Consider the following 26,250-nt stretch of genomic DNA (forward strand, 5'->3'; position numbering starts at 1 on the left):
TGGGTGTGGCCCGGATGGTGGAGTGATGGACGGTCACGTGGTGGATCAGGTGGTAACCGAGAGTAAACGTAAAGGTATTTTCATAACTTGTAAATGATTGACAAAACGTGTCAATAAAGTGTGGACTATCAGTTTCCCTGACGACGGCGGGGAGTCGCCCCGCCGTATCCCGCGTGGTCAAGTAAAGTGGTCACGTGACTTATGAGATTGAGATTGGCCGTGGCAAGCGTGGGCGTCGTGCCTACTCCCTGGATGACATCGCGATCGTCCCCAACCGTCGGACGCGTGATCCCAAGGACGTTTCGGTCTCGTGGCAGATAGATGCCTACAAGTTCGACATGCCGGTCATCGCCGCGCCCATGGATTCAGCGATGTCCCCCGAGACCGCCATTGCCCTGGGCCGCCTCGGCGGACTGGGCGTGCTGGACCTCGAAGGACTGTGGACCCGCTATGAGGACCCCCAGTCGGTACTCGACCAGATCGGGGCGCTGGAGGACGAGACCAACAGCCCCGCCGTCACCCGCCGGATGCAGGAGCTCTACCAGGCGCCCATCCAGCCGGAACTGATTACGTCCCGCCTGGCCGAAATCCGTGCCGCCGGTGTGACCGTTGCCGGCTCGCTGACTCCGCAGCGCACCCAGGAACACTACAAGACCGTCGTGGCCGCCGGCGTGGACATCTTCGTGATCCGTGGAACCACAGTGTCCGCCGAGCACGTCTCCAAGGACCATGAACCGCTGAACCTCAAGCAGTTCATCTACGAGCTCGATGTTCCGGTGATCGTGGGCGGCGCCGCCGGCTACACCCCGGCCCTGCACCTTATGCGCACCGGTGCCGCAGGCGTGCTGGTGGGATTCGGCGGCGGTGCCACCACCACAACGCGCCGTGCCCTGGGAATCCACTCACCCATGGCTTCGGCGATTTCCGACGTCGCCGCCGCCCGCCGCGACTACATGGATGAGTCAGGCGGCCGTTACGTTCACGTGATTGCCGACGGCGGCATGGGATCGTCCGGCGATATCGTCAAGGCCATCGCCATGGGCGCTGACGCCGTGATGCTCGGCAGCGCCCTGGCGCGCGCCGAAGAAGCGCCGGGCAAGGGCTGGCACTGGGGCCAGGAGGCACACCACCTGGAGCTGCCGCGTGGCGACAGGGTCAACGTTGGCACCGTGGGTCCGCTGGAAGAGGTCCTCTTCGGACCGGGGCACCACACCAGCGGCACGTCCAACCTGATCGGCGCCCTCCGCCGCTCCATGGCGACCACCGGCTATTCGGACCTGAAGGAATTCCAGCGGGTCGACGTCGTCGTTTCCCCCTACTCCGGAAACTGATGAGCCCCCGGAACTGAGCCGGTCCCGGCCCCCGGGACCGGCAGCAAATTGAACCCTGCCCATCCGCAAGCCTAGGAAGTAGGCTGGTGACCTACGAGGTTTGATGCGGATGGAGGCGTGAAATGAACAGTTCTTCCGGAGGTTCGTCCTTTCAACAGGGGGCGCTCGGCCCCGCCGCAAGGGAAGCGTCGCTCGCTGCCCTCAAGGCAACCATGGAGCCCGGCAAGGAACTCGACATCCTCATTGTCGGCGGTGGCATCGTGGGCACCGGCGCTGCCCTGGACGCTGTGACCCGCGGCCTGAGCGTGGGCATCGTGGAAGCGAGTGACTGGGCGGCTGGGACGTCCTCCCGCTCCTCCAAGCTCATTCACGGCGGACTTCGCTACCTCGAAATGCTCGATTTCGGGCTGGTGAAAGAAGCGCTTCACGAGCGCGGACTGCTTCTTTCGGAGATCGCCCCCCACCTGGCCCGGCCCGTTCCCTTCCTCTACCCACTGACCAGGCCCTTCCTCGAACGGCCCTATGTCGGCGCGGGAATTGCCCTGTACGACGTCATGTCCATTTCCAGCGGCCACCAGCGGGGCGTGCCGTTCCACAAGCACCTGTCCCGCCGCGGCACGCTGCGCGCTGCGCCAAGCCTGAAGGACGACGCCTTCGTCGGGTCCATCCGCTACTACGACGGCCAGGTCGACGACGCCAAGTACGTGGCCAACCTGATCCGAACGGCCGCGTACTACGGGGCCCATGCAGTCAACCAAACGGCCGTGGTGGACTTCCTGCGCGAAGGAGAGCGGGTGGTAGGCGCCAAAGTGGTGAACCGCGAGGACGGCTCCACTTTCAGCATCCGGGCCAAGCAGGTCATCAACGCAACCGGTGTCTGGACCGACGAAACGCAGGCCATGGTGACGGACCGCGGGCAGTTGAAGGTGCGCGCCTCCAAGGGCATCCATCTCGTGGTGCCGCGCGACCGGTTCCAGTCAACCGTCGGCCTGATTCTGCGGACCGAGAAATCGGTACTGTTCGTCATTCCGTGGGGCCGCCACTGGATCATCGGCACCACGGACACTGACTGGCATCTCGACAAAGCTCATCCGGCAGCGTCCAGCAAGGACATTGACTACATCCTTGAACACGTCAACAAGGTGCTCAAGCGGCCCCTGACCAGGGAAGACGTCGAAGGCGTCTACGCCGGGCTCCGGCCGCTCCTGGCGGGCGAGAACGACTCCACGGCCAAGCTTTCCCGCGAACACGTGGTGGCCCACCCGGTGCCGGGCCTCGTGGTGGTGGCCGGCGGAAAATGGACTACCTACCGGGTCATGGCCAAGGACGCCGTCGATGAAGCGACGCGCAGCATGGACGAGCGCGTGGCGCCCAGCTGTACCGATTCCATTCCCCTGCTGGGCGCCAGCGGGTTCAAAGCGGCGTGGAACCGGCGTAACCGGACCGCTGAAGAGTCCGGCGTGCACGTGGCCCGGATTGAACACCTGCTCAACCGGTACGGGTCGATGGCCACGGAGGTCCTGGCGCTCATCAAGGAGAACCCGGCCCTGGCCGAACCGCTGCCCGGCGCCGACGACTACCTTCAGGCCGAGGCGGTCTACGCGGCCACCCATGAAGGCGCACGTCATGTGCACGACGTATTGACGCGTAGGACGCGGATTTCCATCGAGTCCTGGGACCGTGGTGTGTCCGCTGTCCCGGTAGTCGCTAAGCTGATGGGAGAAATTCTTGGCTGGAGCGACGCGCAGCGCGAAAGCGAAATCAAGCACTACCTTGCCCGGGTGGAAGCCGAACGGCTGAGCCAGGAGCAGCCGGACGATGAATCTGCCGACGCCGCACGCCTGGGTGTCGAGGACATCGTTCCGTTGCGCTGATGCAAGGCTGATGCCTGACGCGCGCCTCCTGCCTCACTGAAGGGACAACTCTTGGCGGAACCACTGGACCGGTACGATGCCGAACTCACCACACCGGAAATGGTGATTCTTGAACTTGATGCCAAGGACAAGACCGATGCGGCGACCCAGCTTGCTGAACGCCTCTATGCGGCGGGGCGGGTCTCGGACCTCGAGGGCTTCCTGAAGCATGTCAACGCCCGGGAGCACCAGCTGGCCACCGGCCTGCCCGGGGGAGTCGGGCTGCCGCACGCCCGCAGTGAGTTCGTTTCGCGGACATCAATCGCGGTCGGGATCACCAAGTACGGCAAGGCCCTGGACTTCGGGGCGGCTGACGGTCCGGCGACGGTCATTCTCTTGATCGCGACACCGGCAAGTTCATTTTCGGACCACCTCGAAGTCCTGGCCACCCTGGCCCGCTCATTGTCAAAGGAATCGTTCAGGGAGTCCCTTCGCCGGGCCTACGACCCCGAAGTGATCGCCGAACTCATCAACTCCAGCCTGGTGTTCTTCGACCACTAGGGACAACGCCCGTTTCGTTGTTCTACACAAGGACGAAGTACGGTTAAGGTGTGTTGAAAACTGCCCTCAAACCCCGCTGGATCGCAGGACTGGTGTTTGCGATCGTCATTTCCGGGGTTTTTGTGCTGCTGAGCCAGTGGCAGTTCGGCCGCTCCACCCAGCCGGAAGCACCGGTTTCGTCCGGCACGGAAGACGCCAAGCCGCTGGTCAGGGTGCTGCAGCCGGGTGAATTCTTCCACGGCTCCGTGGCGGACCAGATGGTCACCGCCAAGGGATCCTACGATCCCGACAAGCAGGTGCTGGTCCCGGGCCGCCTTCATGATGGTGCCACCGGGTTCTGGGTCGTATCGGCGTTTTCGGTTCAGGATGCCCCTGTCCTCAGCGGCGTCGGGGCGACGCCCCGGACATGGATCCCGGTCGCCCGCGGATGGGTGGCCGACGCCGCGCAAGCCGGCGCCCCGCCGTCGGGCATCATTGAACTGACCGGACGGCTCCTGCCGTCCGAAGCCCCGCTGCCAGGCACCGCACCCGAACCCGGCCGTGCCACGGCAGTGTCCGTGGCGGAACTGATCAACGCCTGGGAAGTCAGCAGCTATCCGGGATTCGTGGCGGCAACCTCCGAAATGGCCGCCGGCACCGACGTCAGCGCCGCGGCCGTCAACGGTGACCTGAAGCCCCTGAACATCGGCCCGCAGCCCCCGGCCCAGCAGGTGAACTGGCTCAATCTCTTCTACTCGGTGGAGTGGATCGTTTTCGCCGGCTTCGCGCTCTTCATCTGGTGGCGGATGGTGAAGGACGACTACCGCCGGGACCTCGAGGACGAGCTCGACGACGAACACGACGAAAACGGTGCGCACCGCGAAGGCACAGAAGAAGCTCCGCAGGCCGGACCGCACGCCGGCACATCAGAAACCCCCAGCCCGACCGAACAAAAGGTACAGCCATGATCGATCCCAAGCCGGCCATCCAGCCCCAGCCGTCCCAGACCGGCGGATCGGGCACCGTCAAGAAGCGCAGGTTCGGCGGGACTGAAGCCCAGATCCGGTCCGCCCTGAAGTTCTACAAAGTCATGGCATACCTGACGGGCGGAATGCTCCTCCTGCTCTGCGCCGAACTGGTTGCGCGGTACGCCTTCGGCCAGTACCTGTTCGCAGGCGGCACCAACGCGGTGACAGGCCAGCCGTTCGGCTTCGGGTTCGCAGACGCCGAGCCGCAGGGCGTCCTCGGGGGAGTGAACGTCTCCGTCGCGGTGCTGATTGTGCACGGCTGGATGTACGTCGTCTACCTGATGTCCAACTTCCGGCTGTGGTCGCTGATGCGGTGGCCGTTCGCCAAACTGATCCTCCTGGCCCTGGGCGGTGTTATCCCGCTCCTGTCCTTCATCGTGGAGAAGAAGTTCCACGCCGAGGTGGAGGCGGAACTCGCCGCGAATCCGCAGGCGTCCAAGCGCTACTGAGCCGGCGGGCGCGGCCTGTGAGTTCGCTTACCCGGGGCTTCTCAATGTGCGGCCGGGCGGCGGTGCCAAGTAGGCTAGTACGGTGACTACTCCCACTGCATCCCAGACTTCCCAGAAGCCGGTGCTGGTTGTTGACTACGGTGCCCAGTACGCGCAGCTGATTGCCCGCCGCGTCCGGGAAGCAAATGTGTATTCGGAAGTGGTTCCGCATACCTACAGCACCGAACAACTGCTGGCCAAGAACCCCGCCGCCATCATCCTTTCCGGTGGCCCTTCCAGCGTGTACGCGGAAGGTGCACCGAGTGTGGGTGCCGACCTCTTTGAAGCCGGGATCCCGGTCTTCGGCATCTGCTACGGCTTCCAGGCGATGGCCAACGCCCTGGGCGGCACTGTAGCCCAGACGGGCCTGCGCGAGTACGGCGCCACGGAAGCCACCACAGTCGGGGAGGCCCGGTCCATCCTGGACGGCCTGCCGCACCACCAGAACACCTGGATGAGCCATGGCGATTCCGTGCAGGAAGCACCGGAAGGCTTTGAAGTCCTGGCCACCACCGCCGGCGCTCCCGTGGCGGCATTCGCCAACGAAGAGAAGTGTCTCTACGGCGTGCAGTGGCACCCCGAGGTAAAGCACTCCGCATACGGCCAGCAGGTGCTCGAGAACTTCCTGTTCAAGGGCGCCAAGCTCGAACCCAACTGGACCACGGGGAACATCCTCGAGGAACAGGTGGACCGCATCCGCAAGCAGATCGGCGATGCCAGGGTCATTTGCGGCCTCTCCGGCGGAGTCGACTCTGCGGTTGCGGCTGCCCTGGTCCAGCGCGCGGTGGGCGATCAGCTGACCTGTGTGTTCGTGGACCACGGACTGCTCCGCGAAGGCGAGGCCGAGCAGGTTGAACGCGACTTCGTGGCAGCCACGGGCGTCAAACTGTACGTTGCCAATGAGCAGGAGAGGTTCCAGGCGGCACTGGCCGGGGTCAGCGATCCCGAGACCAAGCGCAAGATCATCGGCCGCGAATTCATCCGTGCCTTCGAGGAAGCCGAACTTGCCATCATCGCCGAGGCGGCCGCCCACGGTGAAAAGATCAAGTTCCTGGTCCAGGGGACCCTGTACCCGGACGTCGTTGAATCCGGCGGCGGTGAAGGTGCGGCCAACATCAAGAGCCACCACAACGTGGGCGGACTGCCGGAGGACCTGCAGTTCGAACTCGTCGAGCCGCTTCGTGCGCTCTTCAAGGACGAGGTCCGTGCCGTGGGCGCCCAGCTGGGGCTGCCGCAGGAAATCGTGGGCCGCCAGCCGTTCCCGGGGCCCGGCCTCGGCATCCGCATCGTCGGCGAAGTGACCAAGGAACGCCTGGACCTGCTCCGCAAGGCCGACGCCATAGCCCGTGCCGAGCTCACTGCGGCCGGCCTGGACAACGAGGTGTGGCAGATGCCGGTCGTGCTGCTGGCGGATGTCCGCAGCGTCGGCGTCCAGGGTGACGGCCGGACCTACGGCCACCCGATCGTCCTGCGACCCGTCTCGTCCGAGGACGCCATGACCGCCGACTGGTCACGGCTTCCGTACGACCTGCTGGCAAAGATCTCCAACCGCATCACCAACGAGGTGGAAGGCGTCAACCGGGTGGTGCTGGACGTGACCAGCAAACCGCCGGGAACCATCGAGTGGGAATAGCACTGTGAGTGGCCGGCCTCAGCGATGAGGCCGGCCACTTTGTTTTTTCTCCCCAAATCCGGCGCAATTTTGGCCCGCTCCAGTGTTGCGGTCTCTCACTGGGCCCCGATACGGGCTACGCTCGAAAGTATGCCGGTATGGTCCAGGGCGTCACGTGCAAACGCAGAAAAGAAGGCAGTAGTGTCAGTTGTTCAAGGCCTCCCAGAGGGCTCCGAAGAGCTCAGGAAGTGGCTGTCGGGGCTTAAGCCGGTCACCGGAGCAGACACAATGCTGCGTTTCACCAAAACGCCGGAAGGCTCCATCGACATCACGCATGCGCATCCGTCCGGCTTGGCGCAGCTCATGGCTGGGCGGCGCACACGCCTGTCCACGCTGATCCGTGACCACGACCAGTACGTGGTTGCGGCGAGGGCTTCGCGCAACCTCCGCTCGAAAATTTTTGAGCTCAGCAACGACCGCGGCATCGACGCCGGGTATTTCTCGGCCGGAACTGTGTCCTGGACGTCGGCCGTGGGCGGAAAGCCCCAGCGCGTTTCTGCGCCGGTAATGCTGACCGCCATTTCCCTCACCGTCCGTCCGGGCGAGGACGACTACGAACTCCAGCTGACGGAGCAGGCCCAGATCAATCCGGCGCTCATCAGGCACCTGAAGACCATTCACGGCATAGTTTTCGATGTCAACGCTGTAACCCGGATGGCTTACAGCACGGCACGGTTCGATCCCCAGCCCGTCCTGGACCGCCTGGGGACGCTCATCAAGCCCATCCACGGCGCCGAGGTGGAACACAACCTGCTCGTTTCCACTTTCGCGGACCTTTCCGGCAACCTCGATGACCCGTGGATCAACCAGAACAACCCCGTCGTCGCGGCCCTTGCCCGTGCTGGGGCCGGTGAGGCCGTGGAAGTGGCCGAGCTCGCCGAGGACCGCTTCCAGGACATTGACCAGCGGGACCCCGCTGATGAGCTGTTGCTTCTCGACGCCGACGCCGACCAGCAGCATGTGGTGGACGCCGTGCGCGCCGGCGACTCCCTCCTTGTCAGCAGCCCGCCAGGCACAGGGCAGACCCAGACTGCCATTAACACCATCGGCGCCCTGGTGGACGAAGGAAAGACCGTCCTGGTGGTGGGCGACCGCAGAGCCAGCCTTAGTGAAATCGGGGGCCAGCTGGAGACGCTGGGCCTGGAGTCCATCCTGTTTGCCCTGTCAGGTACGGCGACGCCCCTGCAGCTCAAGGGCCAGCTGGTGCGCGCCATCGTCCGGAATGAAAAGTCGCTTCAGCCCCAGCTCGAAAACCTGCACACCACGCTTGCGGAGCACCGGCATGCCCTCATGGACCATGTGGCGTCGCTCCACAACGTCCGCCAGCGGTGGGGCTGCTCGCCGTATCAGGCCATGCAGTCGCTGGCCGAGCTGACATCCATCCAGCCGACGCCGCCCGCCACCACGGTGCGGCTGAAGCGAAGTGTGCTGGACAATATCCGCGACCGCGAGGAACTCGCCGGACGCCTTCGCCGTGCAGCCGAACTGGGCAGTTTCAGCCGGGCTTCCACGGCCAGCCCCTGGCACGGCGCGCGGCTCCTAACCCGCAAGGAAACCGAAGAGGCGCAGGACGTTGCGCGCTCGGTCGAGAAGAACCTGCCGGTGCTCCGCCACCGCATGAACGAAGTCGCCGAGCACGCCCAGATCCGCCTTGGCACCACCTTCCACGAATGGGGTGCCCAGCTCGAGTTGCTGATGGCGGTCAGGGAGAGCCTGGACAAGTTCACCCCGGACATCTTCGACCGGCCGGTGCACGACCTCATCTCCGCGACAGCCACCTCCCCGTGGCGCCGCGAACGCAACATCGACATGCCATCCATGCAGCGGTCCCGGCTGCGCCGCGTGGCCAAGGAATACGTCCGTCCCGGCGTGCACATCGCCGATCTCCACAGTTCCCTGGTGCTCGTCCAGGAACAGCGGGCGCTGTGGGCGGACTATGCCACCACGCAGCGGCACCCCGCAGTGCCGTCCGGTCTGGGCGAAGTGAACGTGATGTACCGCAGCCTGGAACGTGAACTGGCCCAGCTGGGCGCGGCCATCAAGCACACCGAGGCGGGCGGAGACCTTCAGCACACGCCCTACGAGGAACTGATGGAACGCCTGGAGCGGCTGGTTGCCGACACCCGGACGCTCAAGACGCTCCCGGAGCGGACGCTTCTCATCGAGAACATGCGTGAGCACGGGCTCGGGGAACTGCTCGCGGACCTGGCGGAGCGGGAGGTGCCCGCCGAATCCGTGGCGGCAGAGCTGGATCTTGCCTGGTGGCAGTCAGCCCTTGAAGCGATGATCAGCGGGGATGACTACCTGGCGATGTCCGACGGCGATGCCCTGCGACAGCTTGAAGCCGAATACCGCCTGGCGGACAACGCCCACATCGCCAGCGGCGCGGCACGGCTGCGGTGGGCGCTGTCCGAACGGTGGCGCGCCGGCATTGCCGAGAACCCGCGGCAGGCTGACCTGCTCCGGAGCCTCCTGAAGGACGGCCGGGTCACCCTTGCCGCGCTGACGGCGCAGGCGCCGGCCCTGGTCCCCATGCTGGTGCCGGTGTGGTCGGTGAGCCCCTACCTCATGACCGGACTGCTCCCGGCTGAGCAGAAGTTCGACGCCGTTGTTATCCTCGACGCCGAAGCAACCTCCCTTCAGGCAGTCCTCCCGGCGATCGCCCGGGCCAGGCAGGTGATTGCCTTCGGCGACGACAAGATCGCCAGCCCCCGCACGTTTACTGTCGGCGTCGAGCGGTTGGCTGCCGGCGAGACTGCCCACCAAAGCGTCGAGAGTGCCTACACGGCACTGTCCGCGGTGCTGCCGACCCGGCGCCTGACCTGCGCGTACCGGGCTGTCGACGAGGACCTCGTGCTGCAGCTGAGCAAGAGCTTCTACGACGGCCGCCTGCACAGGCTCCCCGAGGGGCAGACCGCCACCGGGCTGGACCGCGCCCTGCTGGTGGAATACCTCCCGGACGGCACCGGCCTTCCGAGCGCCGACCAGGAAGGCGTGGAGTCCGCCGTGGCCGAGGTCAACCGGGTGGTTGAGCTCGTTTTTGAGCACGCCCGCCTGCGGCCAAGGACCTCCCTCGCCGTGGTCACGGCCAGCCTCCGCCACGCCGCGAGGATCGGCGAGGCCATCCGGCTGCAGCTGCCCAACTACCCGCTGCTGGCAAGTTTCTTCACGGCCGGTCCCGAATCCTTCCGGGTGGTTGACCTGGAACGGGCCCAGGGCCTGGTCCGCGACCACGTGATCTTCTCCCCGGGTTACGGCCGCACGCCGCACGGCCGCGCGCTCCACAACTTCGGGCCGCTGTCCGCCGAAGGCGGCCGGGCGAAGTTTGCGTTGGCCATGACCCGTGCCCGGCGTTCGCTGCATGTGCTCAGCTGCTTCAAACCGGAAGACCTGGACGTCAGCCGCCTCAGCCACGGCGCCCTCGACTTCTATGAACTGCTCGACCGCGAGATTGCCGGCAACACTGACCTGGGCACGCCCGCGTCCCGCGCCGCGGCGAGCGAGCAGGCGCTGGGGGCCGATCCCCTCGTGGCAGACCTGGCTGACAGGCTGCGTGCCCGGGGAGCCCGGGTCTGGCATCAGTATGACGGCGTGCTTGACGTTGCCGCTGCCGCCGATCCGGTGAATTCCATCGGCCATGATGACGCCGAAATCCCCAGGCCCGTGGCAATCGAGTCCGACGGAACTGAGCAGTACCGGCGCATGAGCGTCCGCGAACGAAGCAGGCTCCGGCCGCAACTGCTGGAACGGCTTGGCTGGCGCTACATGCCGCTGTGGACGATCGAGGTATTCACGGACCCGTCCGCCTGCGCTGACCGGATCGGCGGATACCTCGGGCTGGAGAAACCGGTGGTCACCGGCTTCTCCGCCACCTCACAGGCATTCTTCGAGGACGACGTCGACAACCTGACGCTGAACAGCGCCGACCGCGGCAACAACGGGTCAAGCGAGGTAGCCGAATCCGAAAGTGGCAACTCCGGCAGTGTGGCTGACGGGGTTACGCACTCGGTATCCTTGGAGCAGCGCGGCGCATCAACGGACGAGCCCCGTGGCGCCGGCACTGAAGCATCGGAAGGCATCAAGGAAAACGGCATGGACACAAACATCAGCGCAGCGGACCGCCAGGACGCCCCCCACAGCGGGTCGGACGATTCAGCTCCGGACAGGTCCCGGCAGCCGGCCGGTGTCGGCGTTCCATCAGGAGTGCTGCCGAACAAGGCCTCCGAGGATGACCCCAAGCGCTGGGGCGATCACGCTTCTGACTACGACCACGATGCCTGGCTTCAGGAGCAGAAGCCGCCGCACTGGGGCTGAGCCGCCCGCAGCCGAGGTGGACGGCCCGCGAGGACGGTGCAGCGAGCCCGGCGCAGCTAGCCTTGTGATCCCACCAGCACAAAGAAGAGCTTTCCCTGGGTTGAGGAGCCGGCGAGGCGTCGCGCCTGGTCCGGATCCGCTGCGACCACTATGAGCCCCTCGGTTTCGCCGGTTCCCAGCCACTGTCCGGTTTGCCCGCCCTGTCCCGAGGTCCAGAGGACCGGCACGGAGGCTGCCAGGACTTCGGATTCCGCGGTCTTGCCAAAGTCGGTTCCGTTGGTCATCACAATGTTGACCAGCTGGCCCGGCGCCACGAGCTGGATGGACGACGGATCCGCCATTCTCAGGGGCACCGCTGCAGATCCGGGTTTCGCGCCCGCGAGCAGCCCCGGTCCGAGGATCTGCGTGTCGGAGATCAACTGGCCCTTGCGCACCGGGGCGGCCAGCTGTTTGCCTTGAATGGCGGAGACGTCCGCGACGGCTCCGGAGGGCACCATTCCCGGCGGCACCTTGACCGGCACCACCTCATTGCCTGACAGCGCAGTTCCGGCGGCAAGGTCGCGGGCAGAGGCCAGGGCAGTGACGGTGTGGGCTGGCGCCGGTGTCAGCTGCTGCACGGCGATGCCCGCGGCAGCACACAGCAACAGCGCGACGACGAGCCTCCGGTTGCGGTTAAGCCACGACGAAAAGCGCCGCACGCGCGATGACCCCGGACGGGCGGGGCGTCCGGTTCCAATGCTCTGCCGGGGCGAAGAAAATCCGTTGGTGCGAAGGATGGAGGGCATACCGTCACGCTACGGAGGCCCCGCGTGGCAGGACAGAACGGCCAGGTCCTATGTGGAAAACCGGCCCCGGCCGGGCGCAACCTTGTTGCCGCTACTCCGCTGGAGGAGGGTAACCGGAACGAGGAAAAGCCGGCGTAATTGTTAGTTGGCGGCTGCGGTGGCAGGCGCCGGGGCGGCTGCCGGGGCAGGTGAAACACTGCTGCCCTTGGTATCGCGGGAGTCCGTCCGGTAGAAGCCCGAACCCTTGAAGACGACGCCTACGCTGTTGAACTTCTTGCGCAGGGTCCCCTCGCACTCAGGGCAGGAGGTGAGGGAGCTGTCGGTGAACGACTGCACGATCTCGAAGGCGTGGCTGCAGTCCTTGCAGGCATATGCATACGTGGGCACTGGAAATCCTCCTCTGGGACAAACGAGCAGGTCCCGTGCTGCCTGGTGGAAATCACTGCCGAGGTGTCCCGGCAGGTTTCGTCCTTTAGCAGTCGCAGGGCCTGAGTGCCAATTCTATCATCCGCAACGGGCGGGCTTCACATTAGCTGCGTGAGGCGTGACGGTGTGACTGCAACCGGGACCTTGCGGTCAAAGGACTCTGCGGGGATGCTGCCGGCCGGCAGGACTTCGTTGTCGAAGACCACCGCGGCGGCGGGCACGGACCGGCCCGCAGCCTCCAGTCCGGTGAGGAACTTGTCATAGTAGCCTCCGCCCTGCCCGATCCTGTTCCCCGACAAGTCGACCGCCGTGGCGGGGACAAAGATCCCGGCAACTCCGTCCATGGCCTCACTGCCGTGCTGTTCTCCCACTGGTTCCTCGATGGGGGCATAACTGCTGCGGACGAATTCGGTTGCCGGAGTCCAGTAGACCCAGGAGAGGGTCCGGTCAGGTCCGCAGACCGGCAACAGCACGCGATGCCCGGTGCCGTGCAAGGCGGTGATGAGGGGCAGGGTCGGAGGTTCGAATCCCACCCCGAGGTACACCGCAAAGGTACTTCGCTCACCGGCTGCAACCATGGCGGACCACTGGAGCCCGTGCCGGGCGATGCCGGCGCCGGCAGCTTCCAGGGCGGCGGGAGAGAAGGCGGCACGCTGGCTTCTGTGAGCCGAGCGGATCTCTTCCTTCGATGGCATCGATGCCGTCCTTCCAGGTCAGGAGGCCGTGACCGGAGGCCCCGGTGCGGGGCCAGCCATGGCTGTTCGGGCAATTACCCAATGTTTGGTCCCTGACGTTAGATTAGTCCAGTGACTACCACCAATACCTCCGTCCGCAAGGCTGTCATTCCTGCTGCCGGCCTCGGCACCCGGTTCCTCCCGGCAACCAAGGCCATGCCCAAGGAAATGCTGCCGGTCGTGGACAAGCCCGCGATCCAGTATGTCGTCGAAGAAGCCGTCAACGTGGGCCTCACCGACATCCTGATGATCACCGGCCGGAACAAGCGCGCCCTCGAAGACCACTTCGATCGGGTCCCTTCGCTGGAGGCCACCCTTGAAGCCAAGGGCGACACCGCCAAGCTCGAAGCGATCCAGGCCGCAAGCAACCTCGGCGACATCCACTATGTCCGCCAGGGCGACCCCATGGGCCTCGGCCACGCCGTGCTGCGCGCGAAGCAGCACGTCGGCTATGAGCCCTTTGCGGTTCTGCTTGGCGATGACCTCATCGACGCGCGCGACGAACTGCTCAGCAAGATGATCGAAGTGCAGGCCAAGACCGGTGGCTCCGTGGTGGCCCTCATTGAGGTGGAGCCTTCCCAGATCAGTGCCTATGGCTGCGCGGACATCGACGAGACCGACATGAACGGCTTCGTGCGGATCCGGAAGCTCGTGGAAAAGCCGGACGCCGCGGAGGCGCCTTCCAACCTGGCCGTGATCGGCCGCTACGTCCTCCACCCCGCAGTCTTCGATGTTCTGGAACGCACCGAACCGGGCAGGGGCGGGGAAATCCAGCTGACGGACGCCCTCCAGGAACTTGCTGCAGGGGAGGGCGAAGGGTACGGCGTTTACGGCGTCGTGTTCCGCGGCCGCCGCTACGACACCGGCGACAAGCTCAGCTACCTCAAGGCCTGCGTCCAGCTGGCCTGCGACAGCGACGACCTCGGCCCCGGGCTGCGGGAGTGGCTGCCGGAATTCACCGCCTCCCTGGCCAAGTAACGTCCCATGCGGGGCAGCATCTGGCCGGTGACGCTGGAATGCGGCGACATTGTTCTGCGCCCCATCCGTTACCGTGACCGCAAGGAATGGATGGCGGTCCGGTCCCGCAATTCCGAATGGCTGGCACCATGGGAGGCCTCGAACCCGGCTCCGGGAGGGGCGCTGCCGGACTACCGGCAAATGGTCAGGTCCCTCAACGCGCAGGCGGCTCAGGCCACGGCGTTGCCCTTTGTGATCGCGGAGCGCACGCCGGCCCGCCGTGACCCCGTCATCGTTGGGCAACTCACAGTGTCATCCATCATCTGGGGCTCGGCGATGATGGCGACGCTTGGATACTGGGTGGACCAGTCCTGTGCCGGCAGGGGGATCGCACCCACTGCCGTGGCGATGGCCACTGACTACTGCTTCGGGACCCTCGGGCTGCACCGGATGGAGATCAACATCAGGCCGGAAAACGGGCCCAGCCTCCGGGTGGTGGAAAAACTCGGATTCCGGGACGAAGGCTACCGGCCGCGTTTCCTGCATATCAACGGCGAATGGGCGGACCACCGGTCCTTCGCCCTGACGTCCGAGGAAGTTCCCGAAGGGCTGCTGGCCAGGTGGCTGCGCAGCCGCCCGGCCTGACCTGCAGACCGGCTCCCAGCCGTTCCCCGAGTTTGCATTGGTGTGTCTTTCGTCATAAATCCATTGATTTGCCACCTGCCCTGCGACACACCGGAGCTAATGCCAGAGCTGTCGGCCAATTGCTCATACGGTTTTGATTGTGGACTTCCCCCTTAGCAGCTCAGTGATCCTTGTTGTCGCTGTTGCGCTCTGGATAGTGTGGGTGGCCCCTTATGTACTCAGGAACCGCCGTCATCAGCTTCAGCCCGCAGCCGAGCTGATGGCCGAAATTAACTTTGCCGAACCCGCAGACCCCCAAGCCGGAAACGTCATGAAAATGGCCGCCCAGCAGGAGAAATCAATGGTAACCAAGCAGTCCACCGGATCCGCCCAGGGGTCCGTGACAACCGCAGCCGGCCCGGGGCCGGCGACGGCGCGACCGGGTGCACTGAGGATCCGATACGGACGATGCGCGATCGCACTCGTGGGGGTGGCAGCCCTGCTCACCGGGGTGGTGGCCGGTATCTTCCGTATTTTCGGGATGGGCTCATCCTGGTTGCCCGTCGGGTCCCTCCTCGCAGCTATTGCGGCCGTCGCTTTGCTGCGGAGGCTGGCGGTGCGTGACCGGCGAGCCAAAATGAACGCTGCATTCCGTGCGGCCATGACAGCCCCGGAGCGGCAGATGCGCGCGGCCGTGCCGCGTCCCAGCCGCGAACCGGCGGTGGATGCGCCGGATATCCCCCTCTTCGACGCCGAAGCGGGAAACAAACCTCAGGTGAAGCCGTTGACGGCGCAGGAACTGCGTGAAGCGGCCCTCGCCGAGGCGAAGGCATCCGGGGACACTGCGCTCCGCACTGCCACCGCCCCTGGCTCAGCCGCGGGCGCGGACTCCAGCTGGGAACCCGTCGACGTGCCTAAACCGACCTATGTGGAAGCTGCGAAGGCGGAACGTGCCGCTCCTGATCCGCTTGACCTTCCCGAAGCTCCGAAAGCTGTAGGCAAGCCGTCCCTCAAGCAGGGTCCCGCGGCGGCGCCGGCAGCCAGCGGTGCGGCCACCAAGCCCCTGACCAAGGCGCAGAGTGCCTTGAGCAACCTGGACGACGTATTGCAGCGCCGCCGGGCCTGAGTCTGTAGCCTCTGGAGCATGACCCGCATCTGTGTTGCCGGCGGCACCGGCCAGGTTGGCCGTGAGGTGGTACGCCAGGCCCTGCAGCTGGGCCACGAAGTTTCCGTTATCAGCCGCCATCCGCCGGCCCCCGGGACCAAAGGGGCGGACGACGGCGCGGACTACTACAGCGGGGACGTCACCACCGGTGAAGGGCTGGCCGCCGCCCTGGCCGGTGCCGCCGTCGTGATTGACTGCCTCGAGGGCAGATCAGGACGGGCCCTCAAAGACTTTGCCGACGGCGGCGCCCGCCTCCTCAGCGCCGCGCACGCTGCGGGTGTCCGCAAAGCTGTCCTGCTGTCCATCATCAACTGCGACCAGGTGCCCCTGCGCTTCTACCGGTCGAAGGCGGATAAGGAACGCCGCTATGCGGCGTCTGCCCTGGAGACCGTCACGGTGCGCGCCACCCAGTTTCACAGCCTTTTGGTGCAGCTGTTCGCGGCCGGCGCGAAGGTGGGACTCGTCCCGGTAGTCAAGGGTGCACGGTTTCAGACCATCGCGCCTGGCGAGGCCGCCTCGGCACTGCTCGAAGCAGCCTTCGAAGAGCCCTCGCAGGAGCTGCACCGGCTTCGGACTGTGGGCGGGCCGGAAGTCAACGGAATGGCGGAACTGGCCGAAACCTGGAAGCGACTTAGCGGATCCCGTGGGCGCCTGGTCCGGTTACCCCTGCCCGGAGCCACCGGCAAATACCTGCGGGAAGGCGGAAACCTGGTCCCGGAGCACCGCTACGGAAGTGAGACATTCGAAGGCTGGCTGGCGAAGCGCGCCGATAGTTTGTAGCCTAGGGACACCGGTTTGCCTGTTCCAGGAGTTCCTCCGAAGGAATGGCAGCAGGCTGGGGGCTATAGCTCAGTTGGTAGAGCGCTTCGTTCGCATCGAAGAGGTCAGGGGTTCGAATCCCCTTAGCTCCACAAAAACAAGCTCCCTCATCCGGCGCCAGCGCCGGGTGGGGGAGCTTTCCCATTGCCGGCCCGGCACTGCGCACCCGTGAACCACCCCTCGAGAGGACAGCAGCAATGAGCCTTGTCCGGCTGCAAGATGTCAGCGTGCGATTCGACAACACCCAGATACTGCGTGAGAGCTTCTTCCGCCTCGAACCGCGCGACAGGGTGGGCCTCATCGGGAAGAACGGTTCCGGCAAGACCACCATGCTGCAGCTGATCCTTGACCGGATCACCCCGGACTCCGGAACAGTCACAGTGGATCCGGGAACACGGATCGGCTACTTCTCCCAGTTCTCCGAGCTGAACGGCGAATCAACCATCAGCGACGTCCTGGACGGACTGTTCTCGGAGATCAAGGCCGTCGAAGCAGAACTGGCGTCCATAGACACTGCCATCGCCGGGGACCCTGCGGGTGCAGAACTTGACCGGTTGATCGCCCGCCAGGCCGAACTGTTCGAGGAGATGGACCGCCTCGACGGCTGGGACTACCCCCGGCGGATCGACAAGGTCCTGACGACGCTGGGCTTCAGCGACGCCCACCGGGTGTGCGCCATCGACGAACTGTCCGGCGGCTGGCGCAACCGGGCCGCCCTGGCAAAGATCCTCCTGGAAAACCCGGACGTGCTGCTCCTGGACGAGCCCACCAACTTCCTGGACGTTGCCGGCGTCGAATGGCTTGAGAGCTGGTTCCGTGACTTTAAGGGCGCCGCGATTATCGTCTCGCACGACCGGAAGTTCCTAGACGCCGTCGTCACCAGGATCATCGAAGTGGAGAACTTCCACCTGCACGAGTACCCCGGCAACTTTGGCGAATACATCGTGCAAAAGCAGTTCCGCCTCAAGTCCCTTGAGCAGCAGTTTGTGCATGAATCCGAACTGCTGGCGTTCGAGGCTGAAGGGATCGCCGACCGGCGTGAAGCCGCCAAGGCGGCGGGCCGGGGTCTCGGAAACCAGCTAGCCAAAATCAAGAAGTCCCGCACACCCCGTCCGGTGGACCAGATCGTCACCGAGATCTACGGCGGCCTGCACGTCAAGGACGTCCTCTGCCGCGTCGAGGGGCTGGGTAAGTCGTACGGGGACAAGGCGCTGTTTACCGATCTTGGCTTCGAGATCAGGCGCGGCAACCGGATCGTGGTCCTGGGAGCCAACGGCAGCGGCAAGTCCACCCTGTTGAAGGTGCTGACCGGGGAAGAAGAGGCAGACGCCGGCGTCGTCTCCTGGGCGAAGGGGCCCGGCTTCGTCTCTTACAACCGGATGCTTGAGGAGCTCGACGACGCCGACACCGTTTCGCACGCAGTCAACGCGTTGCCGGACAGCCTGGCCTTTAGCGCCACCCGGAAGTCAGTCAACAGGTTCCTGGCGATGTTCCAGTTCTCCGAAGCGGACCTCAAGCAGAAAATCGGGAACCTCTCCGGCGGCCAGAAAGCGCGCGTGGCCATGGCTCAGTGCCTGCTGTCCGGCGCCTCGGTCCTGCTGCTGGACGAGCCCACCAACCACCTCGACCTGTCCAGCACCCAGGTCATGGAGCGGGCGCTCATGCACTTCCCTGGCGCCGTGGTGGTGGTCAGCCACGACAGGTTCTTCAGTGAGAAGATCGCCAACCGGTACCTGGTCTTCGGTGCCGATGCGGCCCTGCCCGGTGAGGTCGAGGTACGCGCCGCCTGACCGCTGACGCCTGGCCGCTGGCCGGGACCTGCCCGCCGGCATGCAATCTGCCTTGACGGCCGCACGCGGGGAGGAGCAGAGTTATGGTGCTGCGACTGGGGGGCAGATGTGTGATCTCCGGGAACCAGGTTCGTCACGGTTCCTCCACCACATCCGCGATATATCTTCAGGCAAATGATGAGGAGCACCCTCATGCGCACAAGAATCCCCCCGCAGACCCCGGCCCGCACCGGAGACGGAATCCACTCAAGTTCCGCTCGCCGGCGCCGGCGGTTAGTGGCGCCGCTGCTGTCGATGATCTTCGCTGCAGTCCTTGCGGCAGCCTCGGCCGCTCCGGCCCACGCCGTCTACAACGGGAGCAGGGCGGACTCCGACGAGTACGCCTGGGCCGTCAGGGTGGAACTGGCCTACCCGGAAGGAATTGCTTCCTGCACCGGATCTTTGATCGCGGAAGACACCGTAGTCACGGCGGCGCACTGCATCCGCAACAACGGTCGCAGCCCGTCCGCCATCGCCGTGACATTCCACTACGGCCAGAAACGCTCCGAGTACACCATCGGCGTGGCGACGGCCGTTCCCATGCCGCACTACGACCCCGCCAGGATCAAAGACGACATAGCCTTGCTCTTCCTTGAATCGGCCGTGTCCGAGCCCACCATCGAGTTGGCGTCCACGCCGGCTCCCGTCGGGGCAGAAGTCACCGTGGCCGGTTATGGCTGTACAGGCGACCCGTTCAACCCGGCGGCACAGTGCGATCCCGCGCCCCGGCTCGTGGAAACCCGGCTCACAGCAGTCCCCACGGAGGCGTGCCCGGATATCGCAGGGCCCTGGCAGTTCTGCACGTACTCACCGGATACGTCAGCGAACCGCGGCGACAGCGGCGGCCCTGTCATCTGGTTAGACCACGGTGAACAGAAGTTGGTCGGGGTGACGAATGCGATTGAACTGCCGCCCGCCCCTGCCTATCTCAACCTGTCGGCGTCCGTCCCCTACGAACTGGACTGGATCAGGGCTACCGCCGGTTTGCGCTGACCGTCTTGAGCACGCCGCGGACGGACATCCCTATGGCGCACACCACCGGGACCAGCCCCGCGAGAACCGCTAATGTGTTGGCCCGGAACACCACCCTGCCTTGCCCGTTTGCCAGGTAGGCGCCGAGCGGGAGCACGAAGCCCCCGCCCCCGCCGCCTTCCGCGGACCCGTTGGCGCCCTCCGGACCGGAATCACCCCCGCCGCCGAAGCCGAAGGAGACCAGCGCCACGGGAATCAGCTCCTCGCCTCCGATCTGCACCGGAGCGCCGTAAGCCCGCGCCACACCCACGTTCCTGAACGTCTCCACGAGGGAGGAAAATGCGTCAGCCATGGACCCACACTAGGGACACGGGCGGGGCAGCGGAAGGGCCTTAGGACAGGTCCGGCACCGGAAAGCCCGGCCGTGGCCTGATGGCGGTGCGCGTGCCAGTATGTTGTGAATCAGGGGCTGCCGGGAAGGCCCGGCCGGATAGGAGGCACCGCGGTCATGGTTTACATCAATGATTTCAGCGAAGTCGGCCGGGACGACGTCGCGACGGCGGGCGGCAAGGGTGCCGGGCTGGGCGAACTCGTTCGGGCGGGCGTGCCGGTGCCCCCTGGATTCCTGGTCAACACCGGTGCCTATGAGCTGTTCGTCCGGGACAACCAGCTGGCCGGGCGCATTCAGGAATACGCCGCCGTGCCGGCCGCAGCCACGTCCCGCGACTACGAGGAAGCGTCCGGGAAGATCCGCGCACTCTTCGCCGGAGGCTCGATGCCGGAAGAGGTGGCCGCCGAAATCCGGGATGCCTACCGCCGGCTGGGCTCAGCCGCGGGCACCGATCCAGGCACTGAGACGGCGGTGGCGGTGCGTTCCTCCGCCACCGCCGAAGACCTCGCCTCGGCCAGCTTCGCGGGCCAGCAGGACACGTACCTCAACGTCCACGGCGCCGATGCCCTCATGGATGCAGTCATCAACTGCTGGGGCTCCCTGTGGACCTCCCGGGCGATGGCCTACCGTGCCCGGGAGGGCGTCCGCCCGGACCAGGTCCGGTTGGCTGTGGTGGTCCAGCACATGGTGGCTGCTGACGCCGCTGGAGTCATGTTCACCGCCAACCCGGCCTCCGGGCGCCGCGACCAGATCGTGCTCGCTGCGGCATGGGGGCTGGGTGAATCCGTCGTCAGCGGAGCTGTATCCACCGACGACGTCGTGGTCGAGGCCGCGACCGGCAAGGTGGTTTCCCGCCGGACAGCCGACAAGGCGGTCATGACGGCCTACGCCGACCAGGGCACGCGCGAGGAGCCTGTGCCCGAATCCCTCCGACATCAACCCGTGCTGGACGACACTGCGGCAGCGGCGCTGGCCGGCTACGGAACCCGCATCGCCCGGCACTTCGGCTCCCCGCAGGACATCGAGTGGGCACGGGCTGGCGGCGAATTCTTCATCCTGCAGTCACGGCCCGTCACCGCCCTGCCCGAACCTGCGGGCGAAACCCCTCGTGACTGGAGCGTGCCGTACCCCAAGGGCCTGTATTTCAGGGCCAGCATCGTGGAGCAGCTTCCCGATCCGCTCTCACCCTTGTTTGCCGACCTGATTGATGGTTCGGTGTCCCGGTCCCTGAATGCCCTGATGGACCAGGCCTTCGGCAAAAGCAGCCTCCGCGACGGCGATCTTGGCCTGCCGGCCATCAACGGTTACGCCTATTACTACTACCGGACCGCGGCGTTGTGGCGGCTGATGGGCAAGACGCCGGCCGCTGTCCGGGCGCTGATCCGGGGAGAAGCGCACATGGGGGTCCAGGGCTGGCGGGAGTATTCGCATCCGCGGTATGTGCGCGTGGTGGAGTCCTGGTCCGCGAAGCCCCTGGCAGACCTGACCGGGGAGGAGCTGCTGGAGGGGGTGTCTGCCCTGCTCGATGCCGGCACGGTGTACTACACAGCCGTCCAGTCGATCATTCCGATCGCGACCTCGAGCGAACTCGCTTTCCAGAAGTTCTATGACAAGTTTGTCCGGCAGGACGGGGACCCGCCGGCTGCCACGTTCCTGCTCGGCTACGACAGCCAGCCGATCCGGGCGGAAAAATCCCTCTTCGACCTGGCAGGGTGGTCCCTCGGAGTCCCGGGGCTCGCCGAGGCCATCCTGGCGACGCCGACAAAATTGCTGGCCCGGGCCCAGGGGTCAGGGACGCCTCCGGTCGGGATGGATCCAGGCTTGTGGCAGCAGTGGGAACACCGGCTCCAGCTCCACCTGGACCGCTTCGGCCACACGGTCTACAACCTGGATTTCATCAATCCCGTGCCGGCAGACGACGCGTCCCCGCTGTTGGATACGCTGAAGTTCTACCTGCGCGGGCAGGGCAACGACCCGCACCGGCGGCAGGAACTCGCTGCCGCCCGCCGTGAGGACAGCACGGGCAGGATACTGGCCCGCTTGCACCCTGCCCGCAGGAAGGCCTTCGTTCGCCTGCTCCGATGGGCGCAGGGGCCGGCGCCGATCCGCGAAGACGCGCTTGCCGACGTCGGCCTCGGGTGGCCGCTGATGCGGCGCATGCTGCGCGAACTGGGGCAGCGGCTGGTCGCGGCCGGCCTCATCGCAGATTCCGGCGACGTGTTCTGGCTCCGGCACCAGGAAATCGGCAGCGCCGTCGAATTCGGCCTTGCCGCGCCGGGCGGTCCGGCGGCGATCACGGGCGCTGACCGGCCGGTCCTGGCGGAGTCTGTCGCTGAGCGGAAGTTGCGCTGGCGGGGCCAGCGCAACGCCGCCGCCCCGCAGATGCTGCCCGAGATCCGGTGGCTCCAGCGGTCCCTCGCCGGGATGATGCCGGAGGGGTCCCAGGAGCAGCGGGGGAACACGATCAAGGGCGTGGGCGCCAGCCAGGGGCGGGTCAGTGCTCCTGCCCGGGTGCTGGCGGGTCCCGAAGACTTCTCCCTGATGCAGCCGGGGGAGGTGCTGGTGGCCCGCATCACCACTCCGGCGTGGACACCGCTGTTCGCCATGGCGTCGGCCGTGGTCACGGATGTTGGCGGCCCGCTGAGCCACGGCTCCATTGTGGCCAGGGAATACGGCATCCCGGCGGTTCTGGGCGCTGGTGTGGCGACCCGCCGGATCACGAGCGGACAGCGGATAGAGGTCGACGGCGGTGCCGGCACCGTAACCATTGTCCAGTCCGGGCGGGACTAGCTTCCGGACCTGTGCGCCGCCGGAGGTTCTTCGTCGGATTCGACCCGGAGCAGGCGCGATAACGGGCTGTCGGGGCCGAGTTCCGGGACCCCCGGACCGATGGCGAACAAGGTGGCGTCCGCGGCAAATAACAGGTCCACGACGTCCAGGAACTGCTGCCACTCCGGAGAGCCGGCGGCACCCGCCTGGGACGGGAGACCGTCAACCACCCACTCCCTGAACCGGACCGCCAGGGAGGCGAAGTCCCGTGCGGGCGCCGCCGCGCCGGTGAGTTCGCGGAAACCCACCCACAAAAGGTCCCCTTCGGCGCTTTTGACCTCCAGCGGCCGTCCGGCCACGTCCAGGATCCGCCGCTGGCCGGGGGCCGGGGCGAACAATCCGAACGTACCCAGCTGCCGGGCAGTGCCGGGGACGATGATCCGGCCCGGTCGGAATGCCTGCTGCGGGGTTTCCGCCGGTGAACCAGTCATGCCGGTGCCTCCTAGAGCCAGCCTTTCCGCTTAAAGATCGTGTACATCAGTGCTGCCGTTGCGGCCATCATGGCAATCGCCAGCGGATAGCCGAAAGCCCAATGCAGTTCCGGCATGTGGTCGAAGTTCATGCCGTAGACGCCCGCCACGAAGGACGGCGCGAAGAAAATTGCTGCCCACGACGAGATCTTCTTGACCTGCTCGTTCTGCTGGGCGCTTGCCTCGTTCTGCCGGTTGGCGGTCAGGGTGCCGTCCAGGGTGAGTGCATTCTGGAGGATGTCGCGGAAGGTGTCGGCGCGTGAGATCAGTCGCTCCACGTGGTCCTCGACGTCGCGGAGGTGGTGCTGCAGTTCCGTGTTCACTTCGTACTTGTCGAACCCGCGCCGAAGCAGCTGCATCATTCCCGGCAGAGGATGGATGGCCCGCTGGAACTGGATCACTTCGCGCGCCAGCTCGTAGATGCGCCGGGACACAGCGGAATCACCGCTGAACAGCTGGTCCTCGATCTCGTCAATGTCGTTTTCCAGGCCGGCAACCACAGGAACGTAGTCGTCCACGACCCGGTCCATCAGGGCGTAGAGCACGGCTTCCGGTCCGTGGCACAGGAGTTCGGGGCGGTCCTCCAGCCGTTGCCGCACCTGGGCCACGCCGGCTGTCTCCGCGTGCCGGACTGTGATCACGAAGTTCTTGCCCGTGAAGACGTGCAGTTCGCCGAACTCAACAGTTTCCGTTTCATCCAGGTACCGCGCGGGGCGGAGCACGGTGAAGAGGACGTCGTCGTAGCGTTCCAGCTTGGGACGCTGGTGGGCGGAGATGGCATCCTCCACGGCGAGCAGGTGAAGGCCGAACTCCCGGGCCACCGCCGACATTTCGGCCTCGCTGGGCCGGTACAGTCCGATCCAGGCCATGCCGCCGTGGTCTGCCAGGGTCTCAAAGGTCTGCTCAAGGCTGTGGGGCTCGGCGGTCCGGCGGCCGTCCACATACACGGCGTTGTCAATGATGGTCACGAGTCATTATCCCAGTCACTTGCGTGTTGCCGTCGGCGCCCCGCCTTGGGCTAGCCGGCTGATGAGCGGCTCCGTGCGGTAGGGGATGTGCGTGTGCAACGCGAGGACAGTCTCCGTCCGGATGACGCCCTTGATCCTGAGGATCGATCGCAGGGCCGACTGCAGGTTGTGGGTATCGGTTGCCACCACCCGGCACCAGACGTCGCCACGCCCGGAGATCTCATGGACCTCCAGGACCTGCGGGATCAGGCGCAAGGCGCCCACCACACCGTCAAGCTCCCGGTGGCTGACCTCGATCGTCACGAAAGCGACGACGTCGTACCCCACCGCCTCGAGGTCAATTTCCCGGCCGCCGTCGTGCAGCAGGCCTGACCGGAGCATGCGGCGGACCCGCGACTGCGCCGTGTTGCGGGCGATGCCGAGGGCGTCGCTGAGTTCGCCGATCTGGACCCGCGGATCCCGGATCAGTTCCAGCAGGATTTTGAGGTCCGTGTTGTCCAGGCTGTTCAAATCGTCACTCCAGTTCATTTCTGCGAGTCAGCATTGACTGTTTTGCTCAATTTTGGCATAGAACTTGGTTCCCAAAGTCAGATGTGCCCCATCCTGTTAGTACCAAATTCTTTTCGCCTGACCGCGGCCTTCCCACAAGGAACGGCCACGGGCCGGCTCTGCAGGCAAAGGCACGCACATGACTGTCTTCAGCGAACTCCGCATGCGCCCGGCTACCGCCGGCGGCTGGGCATGGGACGCCTCCACCACGGCACGGCTGGTGATGGCCGGCGTGGTGATCTTCACGCTCCTTGTCGGTGCGAACCTGGCAACCCCGCTGTACCCGCTGCTCCAGGCGAACCTGGGCATCGGGTCTTTCGGCATCACTGTGGCGTTTTCCGCCTATGTCCTGGCGCTGGTGTCCACGCTCATGCTGGCCGGGCACTGGTCAGATCACATCGGCCGCCGGGCCGCGCTGCTGCTCGCCGTCGTCGTGGGCCTGGCCGGCGGAATGATCTTTGCCAACGCGGACAGCCTGGCCATGCTGTCCGCCGGGCGCGCCCTCCAGGGCATCGCGGTGGCCCTGGCCACCGGAGCCAGTTCCGCTGCCCTGCGCGAACTGCTGCCGGCCCGCCCCGACTGGGCCTCGCGCTTCACCCTGCTGGCCTCCGCCGGGGGAGTCGCCGCCGGTCCGGCCATCGGCGGCATCCTTTCCCTCCTGCCGGGGCCCACCTCCACGCCGTACTACCTTCATTCGGTGGTTCTCATCGCCATGCTGGTTCCGCTCTACCTGCTCAAAGCGCGTCCGGCCATCAGTTCCGTCGCCGGCCCGCAGCCGCTGAAGGTGCTGGCGCCCCGCCGTCCCTCCGTCTCGAGTGCAGCCCGGGGCGCCTTCTGGCTGGCGTCCGCCGTCGGGTTCCTGAGCTTCACCGTTTTCGGCTTCTGCCTTTCGCTCGCGCCCGGCTACTTTGCCCAGATCGTCGGCGCCGATTCCCGCCCCCTCATTGGAGTGCTCGCCGGATTGACGCTCGGAGCTTCCGCCCTCAGCCAGTTGCTGGCCGTCCGCGGAAGGTTTGTGGTGCCTGCCGGCCTGGCTGTGCTGGCTGTATCAGTGCTCTTGATTGCCGCTGCCGCCGCCTGGAGGAGCCCCTGGCTGCTCATCGCCGCGAGCCTGGCCGCAGGCGTCGGCCAGGGAGTGTCCTTCCGGACCGTGTTCAACGATGTGGCCGGAAAAGTGGAGGCGTCGAGGCATGCCCAGATCATCAGCACCGTCTACGTGATCACCTACCTTGGCAGCGCACTGCCGGTGATCGGCCTGGGAATGGCGACGACGGTGTACGGGCTGCAGGCGGCGGTGGCAGGATTCGTGGTGCTCTGCGCCCTCCTCGCGTTTGTCCTGGCTGCCGTGAGCCTGGCCGCAGCCCTCCGCCAGCCGGCCTGAGCCGCCTCGACGGGACGTCGACATGCAAAGAAACTATTGCAAACAAGTCATTGCAAAGAAACGCTTGCAAAGCTTTCTTTGCAAGCGTATTTTTGATGCATGGACAGTTCACCGGACACCGCACC

General features: G+C 65.8%; 22 protein-coding genes and 1 tRNA gene. 16 read left to right on the forward strand and 7 right to left on the reverse strand.

The annotated features are described in order from the left end of the window. Positions 1 to 194: 194 nt before the first annotated feature. The 7 genes from JOE31_RS08275 (at position 195) to JOE31_RS08305 (ending at position 11,226) form a co-directional block, all read left to right on the forward strand. Positions 195 to 1,331 carry a GuaB3 family IMP dehydrogenase-related protein gene (locus JOE31_RS08275; protein WP_209743215.1) on the forward strand — a complete coding sequence of 379 codons (1,137 nt, stop codon included), beginning with the start codon at positions 195 to 197 and terminating at the stop codon, positions 1,329 to 1,331. A 122-nt stretch (positions 1,332 to 1,453) separates the two neighbouring features. Then, positions 1,454 to 3,205 (forward strand): glycerol-3-phosphate dehydrogenase/oxidase, encoded by a 1,752-nt coding sequence (locus JOE31_RS08280; protein WP_209743218.1) that lies wholly within the window; start codon positions 1,454 to 1,456, stop codon positions 3,203 to 3,205. 51 nt (positions 3,206 to 3,256) lie between these two features. Further along, the gene (locus tag JOE31_RS08285; RefSeq protein ID WP_043482871.1) at positions 3,257 to 3,745 is read left to right on the forward strand and encodes a PTS sugar transporter subunit IIA; all 489 of its coding nucleotides are present in this window, start codon (positions 3,257 to 3,259) and stop codon (positions 3,743 to 3,745) included. Between the two features lie 50 nt (positions 3,746 to 3,795). Further along, on the forward strand, positions 3,796 to 4,692 hold the full coding sequence (locus JOE31_RS08290; RefSeq protein WP_209743219.1) for an SURF1 family protein: 897 nt from the start codon (positions 3,796 to 3,798) through the stop codon (positions 4,690 to 4,692). Next, entirely contained in the window at positions 4,689 to 5,201 is a 513-nt protein-coding gene (locus tag JOE31_RS08295) for a DUF3817 domain-containing protein (RefSeq protein ID WP_209743221.1), read from the forward strand. The genes JOE31_RS08290 and JOE31_RS08295 overlap by 4 nt, the downstream gene beginning before the upstream one ends. A gap of 82 nt (positions 5,202 to 5,283) precedes the next feature. After that, positions 5,284 to 6,873 (forward strand): glutamine-hydrolyzing GMP synthase, encoded by a 1,590-nt coding sequence (guaA, locus tag JOE31_RS08300; protein WP_209743223.1) that lies wholly within the window; start codon positions 5,284 to 5,286, stop codon positions 6,871 to 6,873. A 129-nt stretch (positions 6,874 to 7,002) separates the two neighbouring features. Next, positions 7,003 to 11,226, forward strand: coding sequence for an AAA family ATPase (locus JOE31_RS08305; protein ID WP_209743225.1), 4,224 nt, complete (start codon positions 7,003 to 7,005; stop codon positions 11,224 to 11,226). A 56-nt stretch (positions 11,227 to 11,282) separates the two neighbouring features. Here the strand turns inward: JOE31_RS08305 and JOE31_RS08310 are convergent, their stop codons facing one another. The 3 genes from JOE31_RS08310 to JOE31_RS08320 form a co-directional block, all read right to left on the reverse strand. Further along, positions 11,283 to 12,011 carry a Flp pilus assembly protein CpaB gene (locus tag JOE31_RS08310; RefSeq protein WP_245199066.1) on the reverse strand — a complete coding sequence of 243 codons (729 nt, stop codon included), beginning with the start codon at positions 12,009 to 12,011 and terminating at the stop codon, positions 11,283 to 11,285. 141 nt (positions 12,012 to 12,152) lie between these two features. After that, positions 12,153 to 12,398 (reverse strand): FmdB family zinc ribbon protein, encoded by a 246-nt coding sequence (locus tag JOE31_RS08315; protein WP_209743227.1) that lies wholly within the window; start codon positions 12,396 to 12,398, stop codon positions 12,153 to 12,155. Between the two features lie 137 nt (positions 12,399 to 12,535). Continuing rightward, positions 12,536 to 13,132: a 5-formyltetrahydrofolate cyclo-ligase gene (locus JOE31_RS08320; protein WP_209743229.1), complete on the reverse strand. Its 597-nt coding sequence runs from the start codon at positions 13,130 to 13,132 to the stop codon at positions 12,536 to 12,538. A gap of 111 nt (positions 13,133 to 13,243) precedes the next feature. On the opposite strand from JOE31_RS08320, the gene galU reads away from it, so the two are divergent. The 7 genes from galU (at position 13,244) to JOE31_RS08355 (ending at position 19,558) form a co-directional block, all read left to right on the forward strand. After that, complete coding sequence (galU, locus tag JOE31_RS08325) at positions 13,244 to 14,149, forward strand: UTP--glucose-1-phosphate uridylyltransferase GalU (protein ID WP_209743231.1); 906 nt, start codon at positions 13,244 to 13,246, stop codon at positions 14,147 to 14,149. A gap of 6 nt (positions 14,150 to 14,155) precedes the next feature. Beyond that, positions 14,156 to 14,773 carry a GNAT family N-acetyltransferase gene (locus tag JOE31_RS08330; RefSeq protein ID WP_209743233.1) on the forward strand — a complete coding sequence of 206 codons (618 nt, stop codon included), beginning with the start codon at positions 14,156 to 14,158 and terminating at the stop codon, positions 14,771 to 14,773. A gap of 139 nt (positions 14,774 to 14,912) precedes the next feature. Beyond that, entirely contained in the window at positions 14,913 to 15,878 is a 966-nt protein-coding gene (locus JOE31_RS08335; RefSeq protein ID WP_307864389.1) for a hypothetical protein, read from the forward strand. Positions 15,879 to 15,896: 18 nt separating this feature from the next. Continuing rightward, entirely contained in the window at positions 15,897 to 16,697 is an 801-nt protein-coding gene (locus JOE31_RS08340; RefSeq protein ID WP_209743235.1) for an SDR family oxidoreductase, read from the forward strand. Between the two features lie 58 nt (positions 16,698 to 16,755). After that, positions 16,756 to 16,828 (forward strand) — tRNA-Ala (locus JOE31_RS08345). A 105-nt stretch (positions 16,829 to 16,933) separates the two neighbouring features. Continuing rightward, a complete protein-coding gene (locus tag JOE31_RS08350; protein WP_209743237.1) occupies positions 16,934 to 18,526 on the forward strand; it encodes an ABC-F family ATP-binding cassette domain-containing protein in 1,593 nt (530 codons plus the stop codon). A 192-nt stretch (positions 18,527 to 18,718) separates the two neighbouring features. Beyond that, entirely contained in the window at positions 18,719 to 19,558 is an 840-nt protein-coding gene (locus JOE31_RS08355) for a trypsin-like serine protease (RefSeq protein WP_209743239.1), read from the forward strand. Here JOE31_RS08355 and JOE31_RS08360 read toward each other — a convergent pair. Continuing rightward, a complete protein-coding gene (locus JOE31_RS08360; RefSeq protein ID WP_209743241.1) occupies positions 19,539 to 19,889 on the reverse strand; it encodes a hypothetical protein in 351 nt (116 codons plus the stop codon). The two genes, JOE31_RS08355 and JOE31_RS08360, sit on opposite strands and share 20 nt — an antisense overlap. A 156-nt stretch (positions 19,890 to 20,045) precedes the next feature. On the opposite strand from JOE31_RS08360, the gene JOE31_RS08365 reads away from it, so the two are divergent. Next, positions 20,046 to 22,718: a PEP/pyruvate-binding domain-containing protein gene (locus JOE31_RS08365; protein WP_209743243.1), complete on the forward strand. Its 2,673-nt coding sequence runs from the start codon at positions 20,046 to 20,048 to the stop codon at positions 22,716 to 22,718. Here JOE31_RS08365 and zapE read toward each other — a convergent pair. The 3 genes from zapE to JOE31_RS08380 are packed head-to-tail and all read right to left on the reverse strand — an operon-like array spanning position 22,715 to position 24,723. Next, complete coding sequence (zapE, locus tag JOE31_RS08370; RefSeq protein WP_209743245.1) at positions 22,715 to 23,188, reverse strand: AFG1/ZapE family ATPase; 474 nt, start codon at positions 23,186 to 23,188, stop codon at positions 22,715 to 22,717. The genes JOE31_RS08365 and zapE overlap by 4 nt on opposite strands. Positions 23,189 to 23,199: 11 nt before the next feature. Beyond that, a complete protein-coding gene (corA, locus tag JOE31_RS08375) occupies positions 23,200 to 24,195 on the reverse strand; it encodes a magnesium/cobalt transporter CorA (RefSeq protein ID WP_209743247.1) in 996 nt (331 codons plus the stop codon). A 15-nt stretch (positions 24,196 to 24,210) separates the two neighbouring features. Beyond that, on the reverse strand, positions 24,211 to 24,723 hold the full coding sequence (locus JOE31_RS08380) for an Lrp/AsnC family transcriptional regulator (RefSeq protein ID WP_209743249.1): 513 nt from the start codon (positions 24,721 to 24,723) through the stop codon (positions 24,211 to 24,213). 160 nt (positions 24,724 to 24,883) lie between these two features. Between JOE31_RS08380 and JOE31_RS08385 the strand changes: the two genes are divergently transcribed. Next, the gene (locus JOE31_RS08385) at positions 24,884 to 26,125 is read left to right on the forward strand and encodes an MFS transporter (RefSeq protein WP_209743251.1); all 1,242 of its coding nucleotides are present in this window, start codon (positions 24,884 to 24,886) and stop codon (positions 26,123 to 26,125) included. Positions 26,126 to 26,250: the final 125 nt, after the last annotated feature.

It is taken from the genome of Arthrobacter sp. PvP023, assembly GCF_017832975.1.
Lineage (GTDB): Bacteria > Actinomycetota > Actinomycetes > Actinomycetales > Micrococcaceae > Arthrobacter.

Bases quoted from the DNA above. Each gene is read 5' to 3' on its own strand.
- JOE31_RS08280 (WP_209743218.1), top strand. From the start codon at position 1,454: ATGAACAGTTCTTCCGGAGGTTCGTCCTTTCAACAGGGGGCGCTCGGC.
- JOE31_RS08295 (WP_209743221.1), top strand. From the start codon at position 4,689: ATGATCGATCCCAAGCCGGCCATCCAGCCCCAGCCGTCCCAGACCGGC.
- JOE31_RS08305 (WP_209743225.1), top strand. From the start codon at position 7,003: ATGCCGGTATGGTCCAGGGCGTCACGTGCAAACGCAGAAAAGAAGGCA.
- JOE31_RS08310 (WP_245199066.1), bottom strand. From the start codon at position 12,011: ATGCCCTCCATCCTTCGCACCAACGGATTTTCTTCGCCCCGGCAGAGC.
- JOE31_RS08320 (WP_209743229.1), bottom strand. From the start codon at position 13,132: ATGCCATCGAAGGAAGAGATCCGCTCGGCTCACAGAAGCCAGCGTGCC.
- JOE31_RS08330 (WP_209743233.1), top strand. From the start codon at position 14,156: ATGCGGGGCAGCATCTGGCCGGTGACGCTGGAATGCGGCGACATTGTT.
- JOE31_RS08340 (WP_209743235.1), top strand. From the start codon at position 15,897: ATGACCCGCATCTGTGTTGCCGGCGGCACCGGCCAGGTTGGCCGTGAG.
- JOE31_RS08350 (WP_209743237.1), top strand. From the start codon at position 16,934: ATGAGCCTTGTCCGGCTGCAAGATGTCAGCGTGCGATTCGACAACACC.
- JOE31_RS08355 (WP_209743239.1), top strand. From the start codon at position 18,719: ATGCGCACAAGAATCCCCCCGCAGACCCCGGCCCGCACCGGAGACGGA.
- JOE31_RS08360 (WP_209743241.1), bottom strand. From the start codon at position 19,889: ATGGCTGACGCATTTTCCTCCCTCGTGGAGACGTTCAGGAACGTGGGT.
- JOE31_RS08365 (WP_209743243.1), top strand. From the start codon at position 20,046: ATGGTTTACATCAATGATTTCAGCGAAGTCGGCCGGGACGACGTCGCG.
- zapE (WP_209743245.1), bottom strand. From the start codon at position 23,188: ATGACTGGTTCACCGGCGGAAACCCCGCAGCAGGCATTCCGACCGGGC.
- JOE31_RS08380 (WP_209743249.1), bottom strand. From the start codon at position 24,723: ATGAACTGGAGTGACGATTTGAACAGCCTGGACAACACGGACCTCAAA.
- JOE31_RS08385 (WP_209743251.1), top strand. From the start codon at position 24,884: ATGACTGTCTTCAGCGAACTCCGCATGCGCCCGGCTACCGCCGGCGGC.